Below are 21,654 nucleotides of genomic sequence, written 5' to 3'. Positions count from 1 at the left end.
CCGCCTCCGCCGGAAGGTTCTGCGGCTTCGCCTAGAAGAAGTCGCGCGGGTCGGCGCCCCCGGTGCAGATGAACTCCGATTCCGTGAACCCGTAGTGCCCGGTCGAGTTGCTGGAAAAGTGGCCCGACTTGATCGTCGCGGCTTGTAGCCAGAGCGAGCCCGAGTTCTCCCAGAGCACGGCCTTGAACGGGAGGTTGTTCCGGTAGGAGCTGATGCCGTTCCACGGGTCCGTGAGGCCGTATTCGATGAGCTTCCAGCAGTCGAAGGTCTTCGTGGTTTCGAGCGCGATGGTCCGGAAGTTCGTGCTGCGGGGAGCCGTCCTTTCCACGCTCTGGGAGTGCAGATATATGGGGCGTGGGGGAACTGCCCGACTCAGGCCGGGCCGACCCGCCCAGGTCGCGGGGCACTGCTCGTCGAACGCCGAGTGAACGTACCCGAGGGGCGCGCGGGGAACTACGCGCGCATGCCCGCACCGACCCGCACCCGACCACCAAGCCCCCGCTCTACTTGGCGGAGCGCTTCGCCTTCATCTCCTGCTTGTACGCCCGCACCTTCCCCAGTGACTCGGGCCCGGTGATGTCCGCGACCGACCGGTACGACCCGGCCTCGCCGTACCCGCCCGCCGCTTCCCGCCACCCCTTCGGGGTCACGCCGAGCTGCTTGCCCAGCAGCGCGAGGAAGATCTGGGCCTTCTGCTTGCCGAAGCCGGGGAGTTCCTCCAGGCGACGGAGCAGTTCCCTGCCGTCCGCCACGCCTTTCCAGACCAGCTCGGCGTTGCCGTCGTAGTGCTCGACCAGGTACTGGCACAGCTGCTGAATGCGCTTGGCCATGGACCCCGGGTAGCGGTGCACCGCCGGTTTGTCCGACAGCAGGGCCGCGAAGGCCTCCGGGTCCTGCGCGGCGATCTCGTGCGCGTCCAGATCCTCCGCGCCGAGCCGGTCCGCGATCGTCCGGGGACCCTTGAACGCCCACTCCATCGGAACCTGCTGGTCCAGCAGCATCCCGACCAGCGCGGCGAGCGGACTGCGCCCGAGCAGTTCGTCGGCCTCGGGCTCCTGGGCGAGGTGAAGGGTGACGTCCATGGGTCGATGATCCCGCGTACGGGCTCGGGTCGCGCGTCAGCACACTCGTGCGTCCCGGATCGGCTCGGGTCGCGCGTCAGCACACTCGTGCGTCCCGGATCGGCTCGGGCCGCGCGTCAGTACACCCGTACGTCCCGGATCGGCTCAGGACGCCCGCCAGTACCCCAGCGCGTGCATCCGGTCCTTGGCGACCCCCAGCTCCTTGCGGACGTAGGAGGACAGCGAACGGGTGGTCACCGTGTCGCAGGCGATCCAGACGTACGGGTGCTCCATGCCCTTCAGCAGGTCCGGCAGATCGGACCGGACCGCGTCGACGAGCCCATGCCGTACGACCTCGCGCACCTCGTGCCGGGACCGGTCGCCCCGGAACGGCAGCCCGTCGAGGCTCCCCTCGAACCAGATGGTCGCGGGGGCCGAGCCCAGCGCCTCCAGCAGGGAGTTCAGCGCGGGCAGGGACGCCGGGTCCGCCATGGCGTAGACGTGCGAGGGCTCGGGCCGCGGGTGCTGGAAGCCGGTGCCCTGGACGGTCGCCTCGACGGTGGCCCCGGCCTTCGCCGTACGGGCCCAGTCGCTGGCCACGCCCTCGTGCAGCGCGAACTCCAGGCTGAAGGTGCCCGCCTCGACGTCCGGGTCGACCAGCGTGTACGCCCGCTGGTGCGGCTTGCCGTCGCTCTCGAACCACAGCCGGACCCACATCGTCGGGTGGACCCCGGTGGCCGCGAGCATGCCGCCGTCGGTGAGGTGGAGCCGCCGGTAGTCGGGGGTGACGTCCTCCGCGCCGGTGACCGTGAACTCGAAGTCCTTGGCGCCCATCAGTTTCAGGACCGTGCCCTGCCAACCGTGCCCCTGCCCCATCGGCTCTTCACCCTTCGCGTACTATTCCGGCGTAAAAGTTAGGCAAGCCTAACCTAAAGCTCAGTGCCAGAACAGGAGGGCGACCGGTGACCGCAGCGATCTACCGCGACGCCTGGGGCATCCCCCATCTGCGCGCCGACGACGTGCGCGAACTCGCCCGCGCCCAGGGCCGTGTCACCGCCCTCGACCGGGCCTGGCAGCTGGAGGTGGAGCGGCGCCGCGCCGAGGGCACCTCGGCCGCCCTGCTCGGCCCGGACCACCTGCCCTGGGACCGCTTCGTCCGCCGCACCCGCCTCGACGACACCGCCCGCCGCTGCTGGAGCGAGCTGGAGCGCAAGGACCCGGAGACGGCCGACTGGGTGCGCGCCTATGTGGACGGCGTCAACGAGGGCCTGGCCGGGGCGAGTCTCCCGCTCGGCACTCCCGGCCGCTGGGAGCCCTGGACCCCGTTCGGCATCTGGCTCGGCATCCACATCCTCTTCGCGGGCTTCCCCGCCAAGCTCTGGCGCGAGCAGGCGGCCCGGCACCTCGGCGAGGAGGCCGTGGGGCTGTTCGCCACCGACGGCCCCGGCAGCTCCGGCAGCAACGGCTGGCTGGTCAGCGGCGAGCGCACCGTCACCGGCCGGCCGATCATCGCGGGCGACCCGCACCGGTTCATCGAGGACGCCGGCGTCTACCAGCAGATCCACCTGTCCTGCCCGGAGTTCGACGTCGTCGGCCTCGCCGTCCCCGGCATCCCCGGCATGGCCCACTTCGGCCACACCGGCTCCGTCGCCTGGGCCATCACCAACGCCATGTCCGACTACCAGGACCTGTTCCGCGAGCGCCTGCGCCGCACCGGAGCGGGCGTGGAGGCCCTCGGCCCGGACGGCGTGTGGCGGCGGGCCTCCCGGCACACCGAGACCATCGAGGTGGCCGGTTCCGGCGAGGAACCGGTCGAGGTCGAGATCATCGAGACCGACCGCGGCCCGGTGATCATCGGCGGCCCCGAAGGACTCGACGACGGCTCCGACGCCGACTGCGCCATCAGCCTGCGCTATCCGCCCCGCGTCACCGGCGACCTCGGCTTCAGCGCGCTGCTGCCGCTCCTTCGCGCACGCAGCACCGCCGACGTGGACCGTGCCCTGGACCACTGGGCCGAGCCGGTCAACGTCGTGCACGCAGCCGACACCGAGGGCGGCGTCCTCCACCGCGTCGCCGGAAAGGTCCCGCGCCGCGCCGACGCCAACCGCCTCCGCCCGGTCCCCGCCTGGGAGCCCGGCCACGCATGGCAGGGCTGGCACGAGACGCCGTACGGCGGCCTCACGGACGGCGTCGCCGTGATGGCCAACCAGCGCGGCCTCGCCGAACCGCTCGGCGTCGAGTTCGCCGCCCCGTACCGCGCCGACCGCATCACCGCCCTGCTGGGGACGTCGCAGCGCTGGTCCCCCGGCGACATGGCGACCGTCCACACCGACACCTACCTCGCCTCCGCGGCCCCCCTGCTGGACCACCTCACCGCCCTCGACGACCTCACCCCCGAGGCGGCCCGCCTGCGCGAGACCCTCCTCGCCTGGGACCGCCGCATGGACGCCGACAGCCACCCCGCCGCCCTCTACGCGGCCGTACGTTCCGCCCTCGTCCGCCGTCTGGCCGCCCACCCCGCCTTCGCCGCCCTGACCACCCCGCCCGCCTACCCCGAGGTCCTGCTCCCCTGGCTGGCCCTCGTCCCGCGCATCGCCTACGCCCTCGCACACCTGCTCAGCGCCGAGGAACTGTACGGCGTCGACCGCCCCGAGGAGGTGCGCGCCGCCCTGGAGGAGGTCGCCGCGAACCCGCCCACCGGCACCTGGGGCGACACCCACCGGCTCGCACCCTGGCGGGCGATCCCGGCCGAGTACGACGAGCCCGCGCTCTCCGGCGACCACGACTGCGTGCTGTGCACCTCCGCCGTCCCCGGCCTCACCGACCTCGCCGCCCGCGGCCCGGCCGCCCGCTACGTCTGGGACCTGGCCGACCGCGAACACAGCCTGTGGACCGTCCCGTTCGGCGCCTCCGGCGTACCCGGCACCCCCCACCACCGCGACCAACTGCCCCTGTGGACGCGGGGAGACCTGATCCCCGTGGTCACCGACTTCGAGCGACTGGAGAAGGAAACCGATGTCTGAGCCGCGCGAACAGTCCCGTGAGCCGGTGTTCGAGCAGCCGGTCGACGGATTCGGCACCGTGCGCGTCCTGCGCCTGGACCCGCGGGCGGACGCCGACATCGTGCACGCCTGGGTGAGCGAGGAACGCGCCTCCTTCTGGGGCATGAACGGCCTCACCCGCGACCGGGTCGCCGAGATCTACGCCCACCTGGACACCCTCGACACCCACCACGCCTTCCTCCTCCAGCGCGACGGCGTCCCCGCCGGACTCCTCCAGACCTACGAGCCCGAGGCCGACCGGGTCAGCGAGTGCTACGAGGCCGAGCCCGGCGACATCGGCGTCCACCTCCTGATCGCCCCCGCCGGCCCCGAGGGCGCCCGCCCCGGCTGGACGTCCGCGCTGCTCAAAGCCATCACGGCCTACGTCTTCCTGACCCTGGACCGCAAGCGGGTCGTCGTCGACCCCGACGCCGCCAACGACAAGGCCATCGCCCGCTTCCTGAAGCAGGGCTTCGAGGCGGGCCCGCTCGTCACGCTCCCCGAGATCGACCTCCCGGACGTGTACCTGCCCGAGAAGAAGGCCCAACTCGCCTTCCTGCGCCGGGAGGTAGCCTTCCCGGAATGACGCCGGAAGACTTAGTCGCCCACTACGGCCTGGAGCCCATACCGCGCGAGGGCGGCCTGTTCCGCCGTACCTGGGAAGGCCCCGCGCGCCCGGACGGACGCCCCTCGGGCACCGCGATCGTCGCCCTGCTCACCGCCGCGCCGGGCGACTTCTCCGCACTGCACCGCCTCACCGGCGACGAGGTCTGGCACTTCTACCTCGGCGACCCCCTGGAGATGCTGCTCCTCGCCCCCGACGGCACGTCCCGCACCCTCGCCCTGGGCCCGGACATACTGCACGGCCAGCAACCGCAGTTGACCGTCCCCGCGGGCACCTGGATGGGCGCCCGGGTCGTGGACGGGGGCGCGTGGACCTTCTTCGGCTGCACGATGGCGCCCGGCTTCACCTACGAGGACTACGAGCACGGCGACGCGGAGAGCCTGATCGCCCGCTATCCGCACGAGGCCGACCGGATCCTGCGACTGTGCCGCCCATGAAGCTGCTGGAAGGACAGGTCGCGCTGATCACGGGCGCGGGCGGTGGCATCGGCCGGGGTATCGCCCGGCGCTTCGCCGAACACGGAGCGGCGGTGGCCCTGCACTGCCGTACGTCGGAGGAGCAGGCCCGCGCGGTGGCCGCCGATATCGGCGACGCCGTCGTCCTGCGGGCCGATCTGACCGACGAGGAGGAGTGCCGCCGGGTCGTCCGGGAGGCCGCCGAGTGGGCCGGCGGCAGGCTGACGGCCCTGGTCAACAACGCGGGCGTGCAGCCGGTCCAGGACCTCCCCGGGATGACCGCGGCCGAGTGGCGGGCGGTGGTCGACACCAACCTGACCAGTGTCTTCGCCTGTACCCAGGCCGCGGCCGGGATCATGCGGGCCGGGGGCGGCGGCACGATCACCCACGTCGCCTCCGTCGAGGCCCGGATGCCCGCACCCGGGCACGCGCACTACGCCTCCGCCAAGTCCGCGGTCGTGATGCACGCCCGCGCGGCCGCCCTGGAGTACGGCCCGGACGGCATCCGCGTCAACACGGTCTCGCCCGGCCTGATCGAACGGGACGGCCTGACCGAGGCCTGGCCGGAGGGCGTACGGCGCTGGCGGCGCGCGGCGTCCGTGGGACGGCTCGGGCGCCCGGAGGACGTCGGGGACGCGTGCGTGTTCCTCGCCTGTCCGCTCGCCTCCTGGATCACCGGCCACGACCTGGTGGTCGACGGAGGGGCGTCCGCGCGGCCCACCTGGTGAGCGGGTGAGTGCCGAGCCGGTCGCGTACGTACGTATCCTCATGGCGCAGACCGGCGAAGACGGAGAGACGACGTGGTCCGACGGCGCGGAGTTCAAGGGCTGGTGCTGCTGGCAGCCGTGCTGGTCCTGCTCGTCCTCGGCGGCGCGGGACCGGCGTCGGCGCACGCCGCGCTCCGAGGCACCGACCCGGCGGACGGCTCCGTCCTCGGCGCCGCCCCCCGTCAGCTCACCCTGACCTTCACCGAGTCCGTCGGCCTGCTCGACGACTCGGTACGCGTCATCGGCCCCGACGGCCGGCGCCTGCGTGTGGGAACGGCCGAGCACGGCGGCGACTCCGACACCGCCCGCGTCGCCCTGCCCCGGAAGCTGGACGAGGGCACGTACACGGTGGCCTGGCGGGTGGTCTCCGAGGACAGCCACCCGGTCTCGGGCGCGTTCACCTTCTCGGTCGGCAAGCCGTCACCGACCCCGGCCGTGGTCGACGCGGGCCCCACGGAGGACCCGACGACGGCGGCCCTGCACAAGATGGCGCGCTATCTGGCGTACCTTTCGGTCTGCGTGCTGATCGGCACGGCGGTGTTCGTCGTGGTGTGCCGCCCGGGGGACACGGCTGTGCTGCGCCGCCCGTCGCTGATCGCCTGGTGGACGCTGACGGCGACGACCCTGGCGTTGTTCTTCCTCCGAGCCCCGTACGAATCGGGCGAGGGCCCGGAGTCGGCCTTCTCCCTGGACGCCCTGACCCGGACCGCCCAGGGCCGCCCGGGTGTGGCGCTGCTGGCGCGACTGGGGCTGCTGATGCTGGTGGCGGCGGGCTGGCTGCTGCACCGCCGCTTGAGGTACCTACCCGCACTGGGCGGGGCGACGGCGGTAGCCCTGGCCGCCACCTGGGCGGCGTCGGACCACGCCTCGGCGGGCATCCAGGTCCCGGTGGCGATGACGTCGGCGGTCCTGCACCTGCTGGCGACGGCGGTCTGGCTGGGCGGTCTGGCGGCGATGGCGCTGACCCTGCGCGGCAGGGCCCTGACCTCCGAGACGGTCACCCGCTTCTCCCGCCTGGCGTTCGCGTCGGTAGGGGTGCTGGTCGTGACGGGCGTCTACCAGTCCTGGCGGGGCCTGGGCTCCTGGAACGCGCTGACGGAGACGACGTACGGCCGTCTGCTCACGTTCAAGCTGGTGGCGGTGTTCCTGCTGCTGGGGGCCGCGGCCGTGTCCCGGAGCTGGACAAGGAGCCTGGCGAGGGCGCGGGCCACCCCGGTGGTCAGGGTTCCGGAACCCGCGGGCGGCCCGCCCCTGCCGGAGCCTGTGGCGCCCCCGGCCCCCGACTACAGCGCCCTGCGCCGCTCGGTCCTGGCCGAAGTGGCGGTGGGCGTGGTGGTCCTGGTGCTCACCACGGTGCTCACGGCGACCGTCCCCGGCAGGGCGGTGGCGGAGGCGGGCGCCGGAGCGGAAACCGCGCGCCCGACGGGCGGCACGGTCGCGGTCACCGTCCCCTTCGACGTCGGCACCCCCGGCGGCACCGGCACGGTGGAACTCACCCTCGACCCCGGCCGGGTGGGCGACAACTCCCTCCAGGCGGTGGTCTTCGCGTCGGACGGCGGCCTGGCGACGGTGCCGGAACTGAAGGTCTCCTTCACGAACACCGCCCAGGACATAGGCCCGCTGGACGCGGACCTGACGGACAAGGGCGGCTACTGGGCCAACAGCTTCGTGAACCTGCCGCTGGCCGGGACGTGGACGATGAAGGTGACGGTGCGGGTGTCGGAGGTGGACCAGGTGACGGTGGAGAGAAGGATAGAGATCACCTGATCCACCCGGCGTCCTGCTCAGTGATAGGCGTGCACGACGGCATGCCCCTTCCCCCGCCCGATCATCCACTTGTTGACGGGCGTGGTGATGACGAAGGCGACCGCGAACCCGCCGAGAAGGGCGCCCCAGAAGAGCCCGTCGTCGAGCTGGGCCTCCATGGCACCGGGCGTGAGGGCGATGATCGCGTTGTCCACGAACTCCATGACGGCGATGGAGACGGTGTCGGCGGCCAGGGCGACCTTGACGGCGGCCCGCAGATCGAGCCCGGCGCGGCGAACGGCGAAGAGCGTGAACGAGTACCCGAACACAAACGCCAGCCCGATCGCCAGCACCATGGTCGGCACGTTCCCCCACCCCAGGGCGGTCCCGATCACCATCCCGAGAATCTCACCGATGGCACACCCGGTGAGGCAGTGCAGGGTGGCCTTGACGGCCATGGCCCAACTGGCGCCGGAGTGCTGCCCGGAGTGATCACCGTGCTGACCGATGTGGTGGCCGTGGTCCATGGCGGAGCCCCCATTCCCCTGTAGACGTAGCCCGTGTCTCCCGGGCCACTGAGATCAACCATATACCCCCCAGGGGTATTTCCCAGGTATTCCACGAGGCCGGAAAAATCTGCGGCGAAGGCCCGGGAGGGCTCCGTATGGTGTCCGGATGCCGATGCCGATCAAGCAGTTCCAGGTCACCTTCGACTGCGCGAACCCCCCGGAACGCCTGGCCCGCTTCTGGTGCGAGCTCCTGGGCTACGAGATCCCAGCACCCCCCAAGGGCTTCGCGACCTGGCAGGACTACGACCGCTCCCTGCTCCCGGTCCACCAGGGAGAAGGCTTCGCCTGCCTGGACCCGACGGGCGTGGGCCCCCGCCTGTACTTCCAGCGGGTCCCGGAGGACAAGACCGTCAAGAACCGCGTCCACCTGGACGTCCGAGTGGCCACGGGCCTGACGGGCGAGGAACGCCTGGCGGCCCTGGAAGCGGAGTGCGCCCGCCTGACAGCGCTGGGCGCCACCCGCGTACGCCTCCTGCGCGCGGACGCCGACTACGAGTCGTGCATCGTGATGCGGGACATCGAGGGCAACGAGTTCTGCCTGGACTGAGGGGGGAACGGGGACTGGTCGGCAGGGGCTCGTTGCCGCAACCGACAACAAACACACAATGGATTCATAAATGCTCGGGCCGAATCCTGTGGCGCAGGCGGTGCCAGCCAGGGACGCGGTGCCGACGCCTCGAATTGCCTGACATGGTGCCGGCGGATGCCGCCAACGCCGCCACCGGTGCCGCGCGCGTCGAGGGTCCTGTGTACGGGACCCCCGTCACCCTGACGCTCGCCACGCCGCCGCGACCGTCGTGCTGATCCTCGGAGTCCCGGACGTCGTGATCGACGCGATCATGGGACGGGAGCCCAGGGGAGCCCCGGGAGGGCAACTGAGACGGGCGAACGCCAGAGGCCCGGACCTTGATCAAGGTCCGGGCCTCTGGGCTGGCGGAGGATACGAGATTCGAACTCGTGAGGGGTTGCCCCCAACACGCTTTCCAAGCGTGCGCCCTAGGCCTCTAGGCGAATCCTCCGCCGGAAACATTACATGACCGAGAAGGGTGCTCGCGAACTCGTTGGCACCTGCTGACGTCGGGTACTCTGTGCAGAGCCCCTCACGCGGCGCTATCTGACTGAACTCCCCCAGGGCCGGAAGGCAGCAAGGGTAGGTTGGCTCTGGCGGGTGCGTGGGGGGCGCTTGCGTTCCCGGGGCGGGTTCACTTCCCGTGGGTCGGGTTGTCAGTGGGCGCCTATAACCTCGTATGCGTGTCGTCTCTCGCGCTGTACCGCCGCTATCGCCCGGAGTCGTTCGCCGAGGTCATCGGGCAGGAGCATGTCACCGACCCGTTGCAGCAGGCGCTGCGGAACAACCGGGTCAATCACGCGTACCTGTTCAGCGGCCCCCGCGGTTGCGGCAAGACGACCAGTGCCCGGATCCTCGCCCGCTGTCTGAACTGTGAGCAAGGTCCCACCCCGACCCCCTGCGGGGAGTGCCAGTCGTGCCGGGATCTTGCCCGGAACGGGCCCGGTTCCATCGACGTCATCGAGATCGACGCCGCCTCCCACGGTGGTGTGGACGACGCCCGTGAGCTGCGGGAGAAGGCCTTCTTCGGGCCCGCCTCCAGCCGGTACAAGATCTACATCATCGACGAGGCCCACATGGTCACGTCGGCCGGCTTCAACGCGCTCCTCAAGGTCGTCGAGGAACCGCCCGAGCACCTGAAGTTCATCTTCGCCACCACCGAGCCCGAGAAGGTCATCGGGACCATCCGGTCCCGGACCCACCACTACCCCTTCCGGCTCGTCCCCCCCGGCACCCTCCGCGAATACCTCGCCGACGTCTGCGGGCGCGAGAAGATCCCCGTCGAGGACGGCGTCCTCCCTCTCGTCGTGCGCGCCGGCGCCGGTTCCGTGCGTGACTCCATGTCCGTCATGGACCAGCTGCTCGCCGGTGCGGGGGAGGAGGGTGTGACGTATGCCATGGCCACCTCGCTGCTCGGGTACACGGACGGGTCGCTGCTCGACTCCGTTGTCGAGGCCTTCGCCACGGGAGACGGGGCCGCCGCCTTCGAGGTCGTCGACCGGGTGATCGAGGGCGGTAATGATCCTCGTCGGTTCGTCGCCGATCTGCTGGAGCGGCTGCGTGACCTTGTGATCCTCGCCGCCGTTCCCGATGCCGCCGAGAAGGGGCTCATCGACGCGCCTGCCGATGTGCTTGAGCGCATGCAGGCCCAGGCCGGCACCTTCGGTGCCGCCGAGCTCAGCCGTGCCGCCGACCTCGTCAACGAGGGCCTCACCGAGATGCGGGGCGCCACCTCGCCCCGGCTCCAGCTCGAACTGATCTGCGCCCGCGTGCTCCTCCCCGCCGCCTACGGCGACGAGCGGTCCGTCATGGCCCGCCTCGACCGGCTGGAGCGCGGCGTCAACTTCTCGGGCGGCGGCACCGCTCCCGCCATGGGGTACGTGCCCGGGCCCGACGCGCATGCCGCCTCCGCACCGGCCGCCGCTGTTCCGCCCGGTGGCGGGCCCGCGGCCGCCCGTGCCGCCGTACGGGGAGCCGGGCCCACCGCGCCCGGGCCCACCGCGCCCGCGACCCCGGCTCCGCAGCCTCCGGCACCCGCTCCCGCACCCACCCCCGTCGCCGAACAGCCCCAGCAGCCGGCACCCCCGGCCCCCGCCCCCCAGCCCCCCGCCCCCGGCGCCTGGCCCACCGCCACCACCGCCGGCGGTGGCCGCCGCCCCGGAGGCTGGCCCACCGCCGCCCCCACGGGAGGCGCACCCGCGAGCCGACCCGCGCCCGCGCCCACCCCCGCCCCGGCGGCACCCCCCGCGACCCCGGCAGCCGCCCCGACCGGCGGCCTCGACCCCCGGACCCTCTGGCCCAACATCCTCGAAGCCGTCAAGAACCGCCGCCGCTTCACCTGGATCCTGCTCAGCCAGAACGCCCAGGTCACCGGCTTCGACGGCACCACCCTCCAGCTCGGCTTCGTCAATGCCGGTGCCCGCGACAACTTCGCCTCCAGCGGCAGCGAGGACGTCCTGCGCCAGGCGCTCGCCGAGCAGTTCGGTGTGCAGTGGAAGGTCGAGGCGATCGTCGACCCCTCGGGCGGCGGTTCCGCACCCCCGGCACCATCAGCACAGGGCGGGTACGGCGGCGGCTACGGCAGCGGTCCCTCCGGGCCCGCCCGCCCCGCATCCCCGCAGCCCGCCCCGTCCTCCGCCCCCGCTCCAGCGGCGCCCCAGGCCCCGGCGGCCCCCGCCCCCGCGGCCCGCCCCGCCGCCCCGGAGGCCCCCGCCCCCGTCGCCCCCGAGGACGACATCCCCGAGGACGACGACCCGGACCTCAACGAGTCGGCCCTCTCCGGCCACGAGCTGATCGTCCGCGAACTGGGCGCCACGGTCGTCGAGGAGTTCACCAACGAGTGACCGGGCAACGGGTGTGACAGCACAGCCCGCAGTCACTTCACTTCGTACGAAGACACAACCCCCCGCCGCACCCCCCTTCATCCACCCGCACAATCCCCCCACCCCCGCTCCGGATAGGCTGACCCCCGTGAAGGTCCTCGTCATCGGCAGCGGCGCCCGCGAACACGCCCTGTGCCGCTCCCTGTCCCTCGACCCCGACGTCACCGCGCTGCACTGCGCCCCCGGCAACGCCGGCATCGCCGAGGTCGCCGAGCTGCACAAGGTCGACGCCCTGGACGGCGCCGCCGTCGCCGCGCTCGCCACCGAGCTCGGTGCCGAGCTGGTCGTGGTCGGTCCGGAGGCGCCGCTCGTCGCCGGTGTCGCCGACGCCGTACGCGCCGCGGGCATCCCGGTCTTCGGCCCCTCCGAGGAGGCCGCGCAGATCGAGGGCTCCAAGGCGTTCGCCAAGGACGTCATGGCGGGCGCCGGGGTGCCGACCGCCCGGTCCTACGTCTGCACGACGCCCGAGGAGGTCGACGAGGCTCTCGACGCCTTCGGTGCCCCCTATGTCGTCAAGGACGACGGTCTCGCCGCCGGCAAGGGCGTCGTCGTGACCGCAGACCTGGAGGCCGCGCGGGCGCACGCCAACGCCTGTGAGCGCGTGGTCATCGAGGAGTTCCTGGACGGCCCCGAGGTCTCCCTCTTCGCCATCACCGACGGCGAGACGGTCCTGCCGCTGCAGCCCGCCCAGGACTTCAAGCGGGCCCTGGACGGCGACGAGGGCCCGAACACCGGCGGCATGGGCGCGTACTCCCCGTTGCCGTGGGCCGATCCGAAGCTGGTGGAGGAGGTCCTGCAGACCGTCCTCCAGCCCACCGTCGACGAGATGCGCCGGCGGGGCACGCCGTTCTCGGGGCTGCTGTACGCAGGGCTCGCGATCACCTCGCGGGGCGTGCGCGTGATCGAGTTCAACGCCCGGTTCGGCGACCCGGAGACCCAGGTCGTCCTCGCCCGCCTCAAGACGCCGCTCGCCGGTGTCCTGCTGGCCGCCGCCAAGGGCGACCTCGCCGACCTGGAGCCCCTGCGCTGGAGCTCCGACGCCGCCGTCACCGTGGTCGTCGCCAGCCACAACTACCCCGGCACCCCGCGCACCGGCGACCCGATCACCGGCCTCGACGAGATCGCCGCGCAGGACGCCCCGCACGCGTACGTGCTGCACGCGGGCACCAAGAAGGACGGGGACGCCGTGGTCAGCGCGGGCGGCCGCGTCCTGTCGGTCACCGCGACCGGCGCGAGCCTCACCGAGGCCCGTGAGCGCGCCTACCGCGCGGTCGGCCGGATCGGCCTCGACGGCTCCCAGCACCGCACCGACATCGCGGCGAAGGCGGCCGCCGAGTAGTCCGGAAACGGCCCGAAAAGAGCGAACCCACCAGGCCCCGGCTCCGTCTCAGGAACCGGGGCCTGATGCTTGCCGTTGGCCATGTAGCTGCCTGCCGTGTGCCCTACACCTTTCCCCATAGCCATTCCATCGAGTGACCGATGCGCCATCCGGCTGACGCAGCCCGGGGCCCCAACTATGGTGCCGCGCATGCGTTCCGGCACTTGGCCCACCGGCATTGCGATGTCGGCGGGTGGTGCCACAGTGGGGGAGTGACCAACACCAGGACAGGTGGGACAGGCGGCGCCGGATCGGCCCGCGCGACGGGGAGGGGGTGAGGTTCGGCCGTGACCGGTATGGGTGTGGAAGCGGGCGCGCAGGCCGCGCGTGCGCGTGCGCTGGCGGTGCTGCGGATCCGCAGCCGGGCACTGGCCGTCGCCCTGCTGCCCGCCGCGCTGGCCGTGGTGCTGCTGGTCGGCGGTTCCACCGGGCATCTGGTGGGTTCCGGCTGGGACGCCGCGCGCTGGGTCGTGACCTGTCTGGCCGTGCTCGTCCTGCCGGCCGCGGCGGCGATCGCGCTGGTCGTGGCCCGGTCCCGGCCCGCGGTCTCTCCCACGGTCGCGATACCGGAGGAGTCGGCCCCCGACCTGTACCGCATGGTGCGGGACCTGGCCGACCGGCTCGACGTGCCGGCCCCCTCCGCGATAGCCCTCACGCCGGACTGCGACAGCTGGCTGGAGGACCGTACGCACCCGGCGCACGGCCCGCCCCCGGCGGAGGACCGCGACGAGCTGACCAGCGGGGGGCGGCGCGGGCCGCACCGCCGGGCCGTGGCGGCCCCGGTGCTGGTCATCGGCTCGCCGTTCCTGTGGTGGATGCGGGTCGGCGAACTGCGCGCGGTCCTGGCGCCGGTCGTGGCCGGTACGGGTCCCTCCGCCCACCCCGACATAGCCGCCGCCCGCCGATTCGTACGGGGGCTGGACGCGGCGGTCGCGGTCGCCGCGGCGCCGAACCGGGGGCCGCTGGCCCGGACCGTGCTGGCCGGGGTCGGCCGGGTCGCGCGGCTGCTGCTGCGCAGTTGCCGGGAGCACGCGGCGGAGATGGAGCGGGGCGTGGCCGCCGCGGCGGCCGAGCGTGCACAGGCTGTGGATTACGGGCTGCGCATCGTCGCCCAGGAGCAGGTGGGCCTGGCGTACGCGGGCTGGGACCGGCTGCTGACCCGGGTGGCACTTCCGGCCTGGAGGATGGGCCGCTGGCCGTCCCGGCTGGACGCGGGCGTGGTGGCGGCCCTGACGGAACTGTCCCGCCGCGACCGGCTGGCCGAGGGTTTCGCCTCCCGGCTCGGCGAGCGGCCCGCCTGCGATCTGCTGGAGGAACCGGGCGCGGTGGACGAGGCGGCGTCCCTGCTGGCCGCCCGGCTCTTCCACGGCGGCCCCGCCGAAACCGGCCCCGACTGGTCCCCGGTGGACTGGCAGGAGTACCCGGAGGAGGTCGTGGACCGCAAGTGGCGCACCGACGCCGCCCGCCTGCACAAGGTCCTCGACTCCCTGGGCGTACGCACCCCGGACCCGCAGACCAACGGCCCCACCCTGTCCCGCGTACTGGACCACCTCTCCGCGCCGGACGAGGCGCCGAGCCGGAAGACGGAGTCCGACCCCGACGAGCCCGAGCGGGAGCGCTGCGCCACCCTCGCCGCGGGCCTGACCGCCGAGCTGGCCCGCGAGGAGGCGGCCGCCCCGGTCGCCGCCGCCCCCGCACCCGCCGACCCCACCGCCCTCTGGGACGACGCGACCCTCCCGCTCTTCCCGCTCCAGCCCCCGCGCTCGGCGCGCGAGCTGCTCGCCGACCACGTCACCGCGATGGTCTGCTGCGCGGCCATGGACACCGCGGGCGCCACCCCCGGCCTGGACTGGCTGGACGGCCCCACGCTGCTGCTCGGCGGAGAGCGCGCCGCCGATCTCGCGCCCCGCGTCCTCAGCCTCATCGAGGACGGCGACCCGGGCCCTCTGCGGGCCTGGCTGGTCGAGTCCGGGATACGGCCGGAGAAGCCGGTCCGCCTCGTCTGACGCGCGCCCACGGCACCGCCTCCGACCGGAGCCCCGCGTTCCACTTTCGGCCAATTCGCAACGAATAGTGACAGCATGCGTGCGCAATGTGATGTGCTGGGATCGTTCGCGCACATGGCAAGGGCTTGTGCCTACGACCGTCACGACCGCGCCATATGCCCAGGACCCATTCCGCACACCAGTACGCACACGACCACGGGGGCAAGGGAGGGGAGCGACCATGGGGTCGGAGCCGATCCGCCGCTGGGAGTCGGGAGCACTCGCGCACGCCGTCACGGACCCCTTCGGCCAGGGCCCCGTCCCCTGGCTCCGTGGCACCGAGACGTACTTCGGCGACACCGGCCAGATGGTCCCCTGGTACGTCGACGGCCCCCAGGACACCTCCACGGGCGGGCCCCGCATCCCGTCCCCCCGGGGCGCCCGCGCCCCGCGCCCCGAGGGCCCCCGCTCCGCCGACGACGTCAACCGCCAGATCAAGGGCTTCACCTCCACCGGCGCGGTCGCCCCCGGCGAGGCCGTCGACTTCCACATCACCGTCGACCCGCCCCAGGAATTCGCGGTGGACATCTACCGCATCGGCCACTACAGCGGGGACGGCGCCGCGAAGATCACCACCAGCCCGCGCCTGTCCGGCATCGTCCAGCCCCCGCCGCTCACCGCGGACCGCACGGTCTCCTGCCACCACTGGTGGCTGTCCTGGCGCCTGCAGATCCCGTCGTACTGGAACAACGGCGCCTACGTGGCCGTCCTGACCACCGCCGACGGCTACCGCTCCCACATCCCCTTCACCGTCCGCGACAAGAACCCGGCGGACCTCTTACTCCTCCTGCCGGACGTGACCTGGCAGGCCTACAACCTCTACCCGGAGGACGGCCGCACCGGCGCCAGCCTCTACCACGCCTGGGACGAGCGGGGCCGCCTCCTGGGCGAGGCCGACGCCGCCACCACCGTCTCCTTCGACCGCCCGTACGCGGGCGCCGGCCTGCCCCTGCACGTGGGCCACGCCTACGACTTCATCCGCTTCGCCGAGCGCTACGGCTACGACCTCGCCTACGCCGACGCCCGCGACCTGCACGGCGGCCACGTCGACCCCACCCGCTACCGGGGCCTGGTCTTCCCCGGCCACGACGAGTACTGGTCCCCGCAGATGCGCCGCACGGTCGAGCGGGCCCGGGAACACGGCACCTCGCTGGTCTTCCTCTCCGCCAACACCATGTACTGGCAGGTGGAGTTGGGCCCCTCCCCGTCCGGTTTCCCCGACCGCCTGCTGACCTGCCGCAAGCGCAAGGGTCCGGGCAAGCCGGTCCTGTGGCGCGAGATCGACCGCCCCGAGCAGCAGCTGGTCGGCATCCAGTACTTGGGCCGGGTCCCCGAACCCCACCCCCTGGTCGTGCGCAACGCCGACCACTGGCTGTGGGACGCCACCGGCGCCGAGGACGGCGCCGAACTCGCCGGAATGGTCGCGGGCGAGGCCGACCGCTACTTCCCGCGCACCGCGCTGCCCGAGCACGAGGAGCGCATCCTGCTGGCGCACTCCCCGTACACCGACGCCGACGGCGTCCTGCGCCACCAGGAGACGTCCCTGTACCGGGCCCCCTCCGGCGCCCTGGTCTTCGCCTCCGGCACCTTCGCCTGGTCCCCCGCCCTGGACCGGCCGGGCCACACGGACGCCCGCGTCCAGCGCGCCACCGCCAACCTCCTGGACCGCATCTGCAAGCGTGACTGAACGGGCTCGCCGGACCCGAGGTCCAAGGTCACCGGCCGATACGGGACAATCAACCCGTTGGACAGAACCACGGGGAGGAACCGTGTCCGGATTCGTAGAAAAGCCCGAGCCGATTCAGGTTCCGGGCCTGGTGCACTTGCACACCGGAAAGGTGCGCGAGCTGTACCAGAACGAGGCGGGCGACCTCGTGATGGTCGCCAGCGACCGCATCTCGGCGTACGACTGGGTGCTCCCGACCGAGATCCCCGACAAGGGCCGCGTGCTGACCCAGCTGTCCCTGTGGTGGTTCGAGCAGCTCGTCGACCTGGTCCCCAACCACGTCCTGAGCACCGAGCTCCCCGAGGGCGCCCCCGCCGACTGGGCGGGCCGCACCCTGGTGTGCAAGTCGCTGCGGATGGTCCCGGTGGAGTGCGTGGCCCGCGGCTACCTCACCGGCTCGGGCCTGCTGGAGTACAACGACTCCCGCACCGTCTGCGGCCTCGCCCTGCCCGAGGGCCTGGTCGACGGCAGCGAACTGCCCGCCCCGATTTTCACCCCGGCCACCAAGGCCGAGGTCGGCGAGCACGACGAGAACGTCTCCTACGAGGAGGTCGTCCGCCAGGTCGGCGCCGAGACCGCCGCGCAGCTGCGGCAGGCGACCCTCGCCGTGTACGGGCGCGCCCGGGACATCGCGCGCGAGCGCGGCATCATCCTCGCCGACACCAAGTTCGAGTTCGGCTTCGACGGAAACACCCTGGTCATCGCCGACGAGGTGCTCACCCCGGACTCCTCCCGCTTCTGGCCGGTGGACCAGTGGGAGCCGGGCCGCGCACAGCCCTCGTTCGACAAGCAGTTCGTACGCGACTGGCTGACCTCGGCGGAGTCCGGCTGGGACCGCAGGAGCGAGCAGCCGCCGCCGGCGCTGCCGCAGGACGTGGTGGACGCCACCCGCGCCAAGTACATCGAGGCGTACGAGCGTCTGACCGGCACGCGTTGGGCGTAACGGAAGAAGCCCCCGGTGAGAACCGGGGGCTTCCTTCTCTGAGCGAACGACGAGGTTCGAACTCGCGACCTCAACCTTGGCAAGGTTGCGCTCTACCAACTGAGCTACGTTCGCAAGCGCCGTGGCGCGGGACCCACTATACCCAACCTCGTTCGCGTGCGAGACGCACTGCGGCGTGACGGTTGTCGGCGCCGAGTTTGGAGACGGCGGAGGAGAGGTAGTTCCGCACGGTTCCCTGGGACAGCGCGGCGCGCTCCGCGATCTCCGCCACGGGGGCTCCGTCGGCGGCCAGTTCCAGTACCTCGGCCTCCCGCGCGGTCAGCGGGGAGTCCCCGGCGGCGATCGCGTCGGCGGCCAACTCCGGGTCCACGTAACGGTTTCCGGCGTGGACGGTACGGATGATCTCGGCGAGCCGCTGGGCGCTGACGGTCTTCGGGACGAACCCGCGCACACCGGCCGCAAGCGCCCGCTTCAGGTGTCCGGGGCGGCCGTGCCCGGTCACGATCATGACCTGGCAGTCCGGCAGTTCGGCGCGCAGGGATGTGGCGACCTTCACACCGTCCGCCCCGGGCATCTGCAGATCCAGTACGGCCACATCGGGCCGATGCGCCCGGGCCATCGCCAGCGCCTCCGGCCCGGAAGCCGCCTCGGCGACGACCACGAGATCGTCCTCCAGGGACAGCAGGGCGGCCAGCGCCCCCCGGATCAGATGCTCGTCATCGGCGAGCAGTACCCGCACGCGCTCACTCACGGCCCCACCACTGTCGTTCGTCACACGACCACCCCCGTCACCGACACTTCCGCCACGCCCCGGGGCGCCCTTCGCCCGGCTCGCGCCGCGACCCGCCCCCGTACCCCGCTCATCACACCGCCACCGCCACCGGCACCTCCGCCACCACCCGGAACACCCCTTCCTCGGCCCCCGCCTCCAGCGTCCCCGCCACGGCGGCGAGGCGTTCGCGCAGGCCCGCGAGCCCGGAGCCGCCGGAGTCCGCCGGGACGTCGCTCACGCCGTCGTTCTCCACCGTGAGGATCACGCGGCCCGCCCGCTGCCGCACCGTCACCGTGCAGCGCTCGGCGTTGCCGTGGCGCAGCACGTTGGTGGTGGCCTCGCGGACGACCCAGCCGAGGGCCGACTGGACCTCGTCGGGGAGACCGGCGACGGGGCCGCTGACCTCGCAGGAGATACCGGCGGCCGCCAGTACGCCCTGCGCACCGGCGAGTTCGGCGCCGAGGTCGGCCTCGCGGTAGCCGCGGACGACCTCGCGGACCTCGCGCTGGGACTCCTGGGCGATGCGCTGGACCTCGATCATCTGCTCCTCGGCCTCGGGGCGCCCGCGCCGGGCGAGCTGGACGGCCAGCTCGCTCTTGAGCGCGATGACCGCGAGGTTGCGGCCCAGCACGTCGTGCAGGTCCCGCCCGAACCGCAGGCGTTCCTCGGCGACGGCGAGCCGGGCGCGGGTCTCACGGGCCTCGTCGAGTTCGTAGACGGCCCTCAGCAGCCAGACGGAGAAGACGGCCGTGAAGGCGAGGAAACCGCTGCCGCCCAGCACGATCAACCCGACGACCAGCGCCATCAGGACGCTCTCGCCCGTCGCGAGCAGGAGGAGAGCCGTACCCGCGGCGAAGCCCGTGACGACGGCGTACACATGCCGCCGTTCACGCAGCCCGAGCGCGATGTTGCCCACCCCGAAGATCATGACGACGCCGAAGACACTGCCCGCCGCGGAGTCGACCGACTCGCCCCCCGGCCCGTACTCGGAGACGGCCAGCGCCGTGGCGCAGACCGCCGCGGTGAGCGCGCCGAGCGTGACGAGGAGCCGTACGGGCTGCTCGCGCCGGCCGCGCACCCAGTCCACCGAGCGGGAGACGGTGAGCGCGCAGACCGCCGCGTGGGCGCAGACCAGGAGCAGCAGCGTCACGCCGAGCGCGCCCCCGATCTCGGCGAGGGTCGGCAACCCGGCCACGGCGATCTCGGTCACCACGAAGAAGTGGAACGACCCCCGGGTGTACGTCTCCACCTTCGCCGGGGTGCTCTTGCCCCGCCACCAACTGCCCGGCCCGCGCATGCGCCGTTCCCCTCACCTCAACGCCGGGGTTCCCACCGGAACCACCGCCGTACAGCAAACACGCCGACCGCCGTCCAGGCCAGCGCGGTGACCAGGGCGCCCGTGGCCTCGTACACCGACAGCTCACCCGTCCAGCCGCCCCGCACGAGGGTCATCACCGGGGTGAGCGGCAGCAGTTCGCAGACCGTGGCCGCCGTGTCGGGCAGGACCTCCAGCGGGAAGGTCATTCCGGAGCCGAGCATCGACACCAGCACCAGGGGCAGCGTGGTGACCTGGGCGGTCTCGGTGGTACGGGTGAAGGCGGAGGTGAGCGCGGCGAGCGCGGCGCACATCGCCAGGCCCAGCAGCAGCCCCAGGACGGCCAGGTGCGGGGCGCGCGGCGCGGGCATGTCGAGCAGGACCGCGCAGCCGGTCACCAGCAGCAGGGACTGGCCGAGGCCGGTGGCGACGGCGGGCAGCGCGGACCCGGCGAGGATCTCGGGGTCCCGCAGTTCTCCGGTGCGCAGCCGCTTGAGCACGAGTTCCTCGCGCCGCGAGGTGAAGACGGCGACGAGTGCCGTGTACACCGCGAACAGCAGCGCGAACCCGACGGCGGCGGGCAGGATGACGGCGCCCGGGGTGAGCCCCATCTCGTCCAGGTCCATGTCCTGGGTCATCGAGTACACGCTGAAGGGAAGGACGAGCGGTACGAACAGGGCGGCGACGAGGGCTCCCCGGTTCCGCCCGAACAGGGTCAGCTCGGCCCGCGCCAGCGCCGCCATCCGGCTCGCCGGGGTGGTGACGGTGCTGCTCATGCGGCGAACTCCTGCTGCTCGGTGGACTTCTTGCCAGCCGCGGACGCCTCCCGCGCGATCCCCAGGAACGCCTCCTCCAGCGAGGCCGACCGCACATCCAGCCCGCGCAGTTCCACACCCGCGTCCTCGGCCCACACCAGCAGCCGGGTGGCCGCCTTCTGGAGCTGCCGGGTGCGCAGCCGTACGACACGGCCGTCCGTCCCGTGCCCGGAGATGCCCAGTTCGCCGAGGGGCGGCAGGTCGCCGAGGAAGTAGCCCTCGGGCAGTTCGAAGGTGATCCGCGAGGGCTGGGCCGCGGTCACCTCGGCCGGGGTCCCGGCGGCGGCGATGCGTCCGTCGTGCAGGATGGCCAGCCGGTCGGCGAGGCCCTCGGCCTCCTCCAGGTAGTGCGTGGTCAGCAGCACGGTCGTGCCCGCGTCACGCAGTCCGCGCACCAGTTCCCAGGTGTCCCGGCGGCCCTCGGCGTCGAGCCCGGTCGTCGGCTCGTCCAGGAACAGCACCTCGGGGTCGCCGAGCAGCGCGAGCGCCAGGTCCAGGCGGCGCCGCTCACCCCCGGAGAGCTGCTTGACCCGTACGCCGGTCTTCCCGGCGAGTCCGACCCGCTCCAGCACCTCGGTCGGCGGCCGGGCCCCGCTCACGCACCCGGCCCACATCCGCGCGGTCTCCGCGACGGTCAGTTCGGACGGGAAGCCGCCCTCCTGGAGCATGACCCCGGTGCGCGGCCGTACGGCGTCGCGTTCGGCGCAGGGGTCGTGCCCGAGCACCCGCACCCGGCCCGAGGCCGGCCGGGCGAGCCCTTCCAGCAGCTCGACGGTGGAGGTCTTGCCCGCGCCATTGGTGCCGAGCAGTGCGAAGACCTCGCCGCGGGCCACCGAGAAGGTGATTCCGCGTACCGCCTCGAACCCGCCCCCGTACACACGCCGCAGGTCGGTGACCTCAATCACGTGTTCGTGTTCGTTCCTGTCCATGACTTCAGCCTCCCGGC

The 21,654-nt window shown here is 72.7% G+C and carries 19 protein-coding genes, 2 tRNA genes and 1 other RNA gene; 12 read left to right on the top strand and 10 right to left on the bottom strand.

Features of this window, described 5'->3' with window-relative positions; translation table 11 throughout:
* Nucleotides 1-31: 31 nt before the first annotated feature.
* From ACZ7L7_RS32530 to ACZ7L7_RS32520, 3 genes are all read right to left on the bottom strand, one after another.
* Complete coding sequence (locus ACZ7L7_RS32530) at nucleotides 32-328, bottom strand: hypothetical protein (RefSeq protein ID WP_472077786.1); 297 nt, start codon at nucleotides 326-328, stop codon at nucleotides 32-34.
* Nucleotides 329-503: 175 nt separating this feature from the next.
* Nucleotides 504-1,082 carry an HhH-GPD-type base excision DNA repair protein gene (locus ACZ7L7_RS32525; RefSeq protein ID WP_285516170.1) on the bottom strand — a complete coding sequence of 193 codons (579 nt, stop codon included), beginning with the start codon at nucleotides 1,080-1,082 and terminating at the stop codon, nucleotides 504-506.
* Between the two features lie 144 nt (nucleotides 1,083-1,226).
* Nucleotides 1,227-1,937 (bottom strand): siderophore-interacting protein, encoded by a 711-nt coding sequence (locus tag ACZ7L7_RS32520; RefSeq protein ID WP_285516171.1) that lies wholly within the window; start codon nucleotides 1,935-1,937, stop codon nucleotides 1,227-1,229.
* Nucleotides 1,938-2,023: 86 nt separating this feature from the next.
* Here ACZ7L7_RS32520 and ACZ7L7_RS32515 point away from each other — a divergent pair, with 86 nt between their 5' ends.
* The 5 genes from ACZ7L7_RS32515 to ACZ7L7_RS32495 all read left to right on the top strand — a co-directional run bounded on the left by ACZ7L7_RS32515 (nucleotide 2,024) and on the right by ACZ7L7_RS32495 (nucleotide 7,716).
* A complete protein-coding gene (locus ACZ7L7_RS32515) occupies nucleotides 2,024-4,084 on the top strand; it encodes a penicillin acylase family protein (protein WP_285516172.1) in 2,061 nt (686 codons plus the stop codon).
* Nucleotides 4,077-4,688 (top strand): GNAT family N-acetyltransferase, encoded by a 612-nt coding sequence (locus ACZ7L7_RS32510; RefSeq protein ID WP_285516173.1) that lies wholly within the window; start codon nucleotides 4,077-4,079, stop codon nucleotides 4,686-4,688. The genes ACZ7L7_RS32515 and ACZ7L7_RS32510 overlap by 8 nt, the downstream gene beginning before the upstream one ends.
* The gene (locus ACZ7L7_RS32505; protein ID WP_472077785.1) at nucleotides 4,685-5,164 is read left to right on the top strand and encodes a cupin domain-containing protein; all 480 of its coding nucleotides are present in this window, start codon (nucleotides 4,685-4,687) and stop codon (nucleotides 5,162-5,164) included. Before ACZ7L7_RS32510 ends, ACZ7L7_RS32505 begins: the two co-directional genes overlap by 4 nt.
* Entirely contained in the window at nucleotides 5,161-5,910 is a 750-nt protein-coding gene (locus ACZ7L7_RS32500) for an SDR family NAD(P)-dependent oxidoreductase (RefSeq protein WP_472077784.1), read from the top strand. Before ACZ7L7_RS32505 ends, ACZ7L7_RS32500 begins: the two co-directional genes overlap by 4 nt.
* Nucleotides 5,911-6,012: 102 nt before the next feature.
* Nucleotides 6,013-7,716: a copper resistance CopC/CopD family protein gene (locus tag ACZ7L7_RS32495; RefSeq protein ID WP_472077783.1), complete on the top strand. Its 1,704-nt coding sequence runs from the start codon at nucleotides 6,013-6,015 to the stop codon at nucleotides 7,714-7,716.
* A 17-nt stretch (nucleotides 7,717-7,733) separates the two neighbouring features.
* On the opposite strand, the gene ACZ7L7_RS32490 is transcribed toward ACZ7L7_RS32495, so the two are convergent.
* Nucleotides 7,734-8,222, bottom strand: coding sequence for a DUF4396 domain-containing protein (locus tag ACZ7L7_RS32490; RefSeq protein ID WP_453608953.1), 489 nt, complete (start codon nucleotides 8,220-8,222; stop codon nucleotides 7,734-7,736).
* Nucleotides 8,223-8,376: 154 nt separating this feature from the next.
* On the opposite strand from ACZ7L7_RS32490, the gene ACZ7L7_RS32485 reads away from it, so the two are divergent.
* Nucleotides 8,377-8,811: a VOC family protein gene (locus tag ACZ7L7_RS32485; protein ID WP_472077806.1), complete on the top strand. Its 435-nt coding sequence runs from the start codon at nucleotides 8,377-8,379 to the stop codon at nucleotides 8,809-8,811.
* A gap of 384 nt (nucleotides 8,812-9,195) precedes the next feature.
* On the opposite strand, the gene ACZ7L7_RS32480 is transcribed toward ACZ7L7_RS32485, so the two are convergent.
* Nucleotides 9,196-9,283, bottom strand: a tRNA-Ser gene (locus tag ACZ7L7_RS32480).
* A gap of 72 nt (nucleotides 9,284-9,355) precedes the next feature.
* Between ACZ7L7_RS32480 and ffs the strand changes: the two genes are divergently transcribed.
* The 6 genes from ffs (at nucleotide 9,356) to ACZ7L7_RS32450 (ending at nucleotide 17,806) form a co-directional block, all read left to right on the top strand.
* Nucleotides 9,356-9,454: signal recognition particle sRNA small type (gene ffs, locus ACZ7L7_RS32475), an RNA gene on the top strand.
* A gap of 61 nt (nucleotides 9,455-9,515) precedes the next feature.
* Complete coding sequence (locus ACZ7L7_RS32470; protein ID WP_472077782.1) at nucleotides 9,516-11,675, top strand: DNA polymerase III subunit gamma and tau; 2,160 nt, start codon at nucleotides 9,516-9,518, stop codon at nucleotides 11,673-11,675.
* A gap of 127 nt (nucleotides 11,676-11,802) precedes the next feature.
* Nucleotides 11,803-13,053, top strand: coding sequence for a phosphoribosylamine--glycine ligase (gene purD / locus ACZ7L7_RS32465; protein WP_472077781.1), 1,251 nt, complete (start codon nucleotides 11,803-11,805; stop codon nucleotides 13,051-13,053).
* A 335-nt stretch (nucleotides 13,054-13,388) separates the two neighbouring features.
* Entirely contained in the window at nucleotides 13,389-15,098 is a 1,710-nt protein-coding gene (locus ACZ7L7_RS32460) for a M48 family metalloprotease (protein ID WP_285516230.1), read from the top strand.
* Between the two features lie 220 nt (nucleotides 15,099-15,318).
* Nucleotides 15,319-16,824, top strand: coding sequence for a N,N-dimethylformamidase beta subunit family domain-containing protein (locus ACZ7L7_RS32455; RefSeq protein WP_471432378.1), 1,506 nt, complete (start codon nucleotides 15,319-15,321; stop codon nucleotides 16,822-16,824).
* Between the two features lie 82 nt (nucleotides 16,825-16,906).
* On the top strand, nucleotides 16,907-17,806 hold the full coding sequence (locus tag ACZ7L7_RS32450) for a phosphoribosylaminoimidazolesuccinocarboxamide synthase (RefSeq protein WP_285516182.1): 900 nt from the start codon (nucleotides 16,907-16,909) through the stop codon (nucleotides 17,804-17,806).
* 41 nt (nucleotides 17,807-17,847) lie between these two features.
* On the opposite strand, the gene ACZ7L7_RS32445 is transcribed toward ACZ7L7_RS32450, so the two are convergent.
* The 5 genes from ACZ7L7_RS32445 to ACZ7L7_RS32425 all read right to left on the bottom strand — a co-directional run bounded on the left by ACZ7L7_RS32445 (nucleotide 17,848) and on the right by ACZ7L7_RS32425 (nucleotide 21,637).
* Nucleotides 17,848-17,920, bottom strand: a tRNA-Gly gene (locus ACZ7L7_RS32445).
* 22 nt (nucleotides 17,921-17,942) lie between these two features.
* On the bottom strand, nucleotides 17,943-18,557 hold the full coding sequence (locus ACZ7L7_RS32440; RefSeq protein WP_285516183.1) for a response regulator transcription factor: 615 nt from the start codon (nucleotides 18,555-18,557) through the stop codon (nucleotides 17,943-17,945).
* A gap of 112 nt (nucleotides 18,558-18,669) precedes the next feature.
* Nucleotides 18,670-19,875: a sensor histidine kinase gene (locus ACZ7L7_RS32435; RefSeq protein ID WP_453606546.1), complete on the bottom strand. Its 1,206-nt coding sequence runs from the start codon at nucleotides 19,873-19,875 to the stop codon at nucleotides 18,670-18,672.
* 17 nt (nucleotides 19,876-19,892) lie between these two features.
* Nucleotides 19,893-20,669 (bottom strand): ABC transporter permease, encoded by a 777-nt coding sequence (locus ACZ7L7_RS32430; RefSeq protein WP_471432384.1) that lies wholly within the window; start codon nucleotides 20,667-20,669, stop codon nucleotides 19,893-19,895.
* Nucleotides 20,666-21,637 carry an ABC transporter ATP-binding protein gene (locus tag ACZ7L7_RS32425; RefSeq protein ID WP_285516186.1) on the bottom strand — a complete coding sequence of 324 codons (972 nt, stop codon included), beginning with the start codon at nucleotides 21,635-21,637 and terminating at the stop codon, nucleotides 20,666-20,668. The genes ACZ7L7_RS32430 and ACZ7L7_RS32425 overlap by 4 nt, the downstream gene beginning before the upstream one ends.
* Between the last annotated feature and the right edge of the window lie 17 nt (nucleotides 21,638-21,654).

Source organism: Streptomyces sp. NPDC110618 (assembly GCF_055657065.1).
This window is presented reverse-complemented; position numbering and strand designations above follow the sequence as displayed.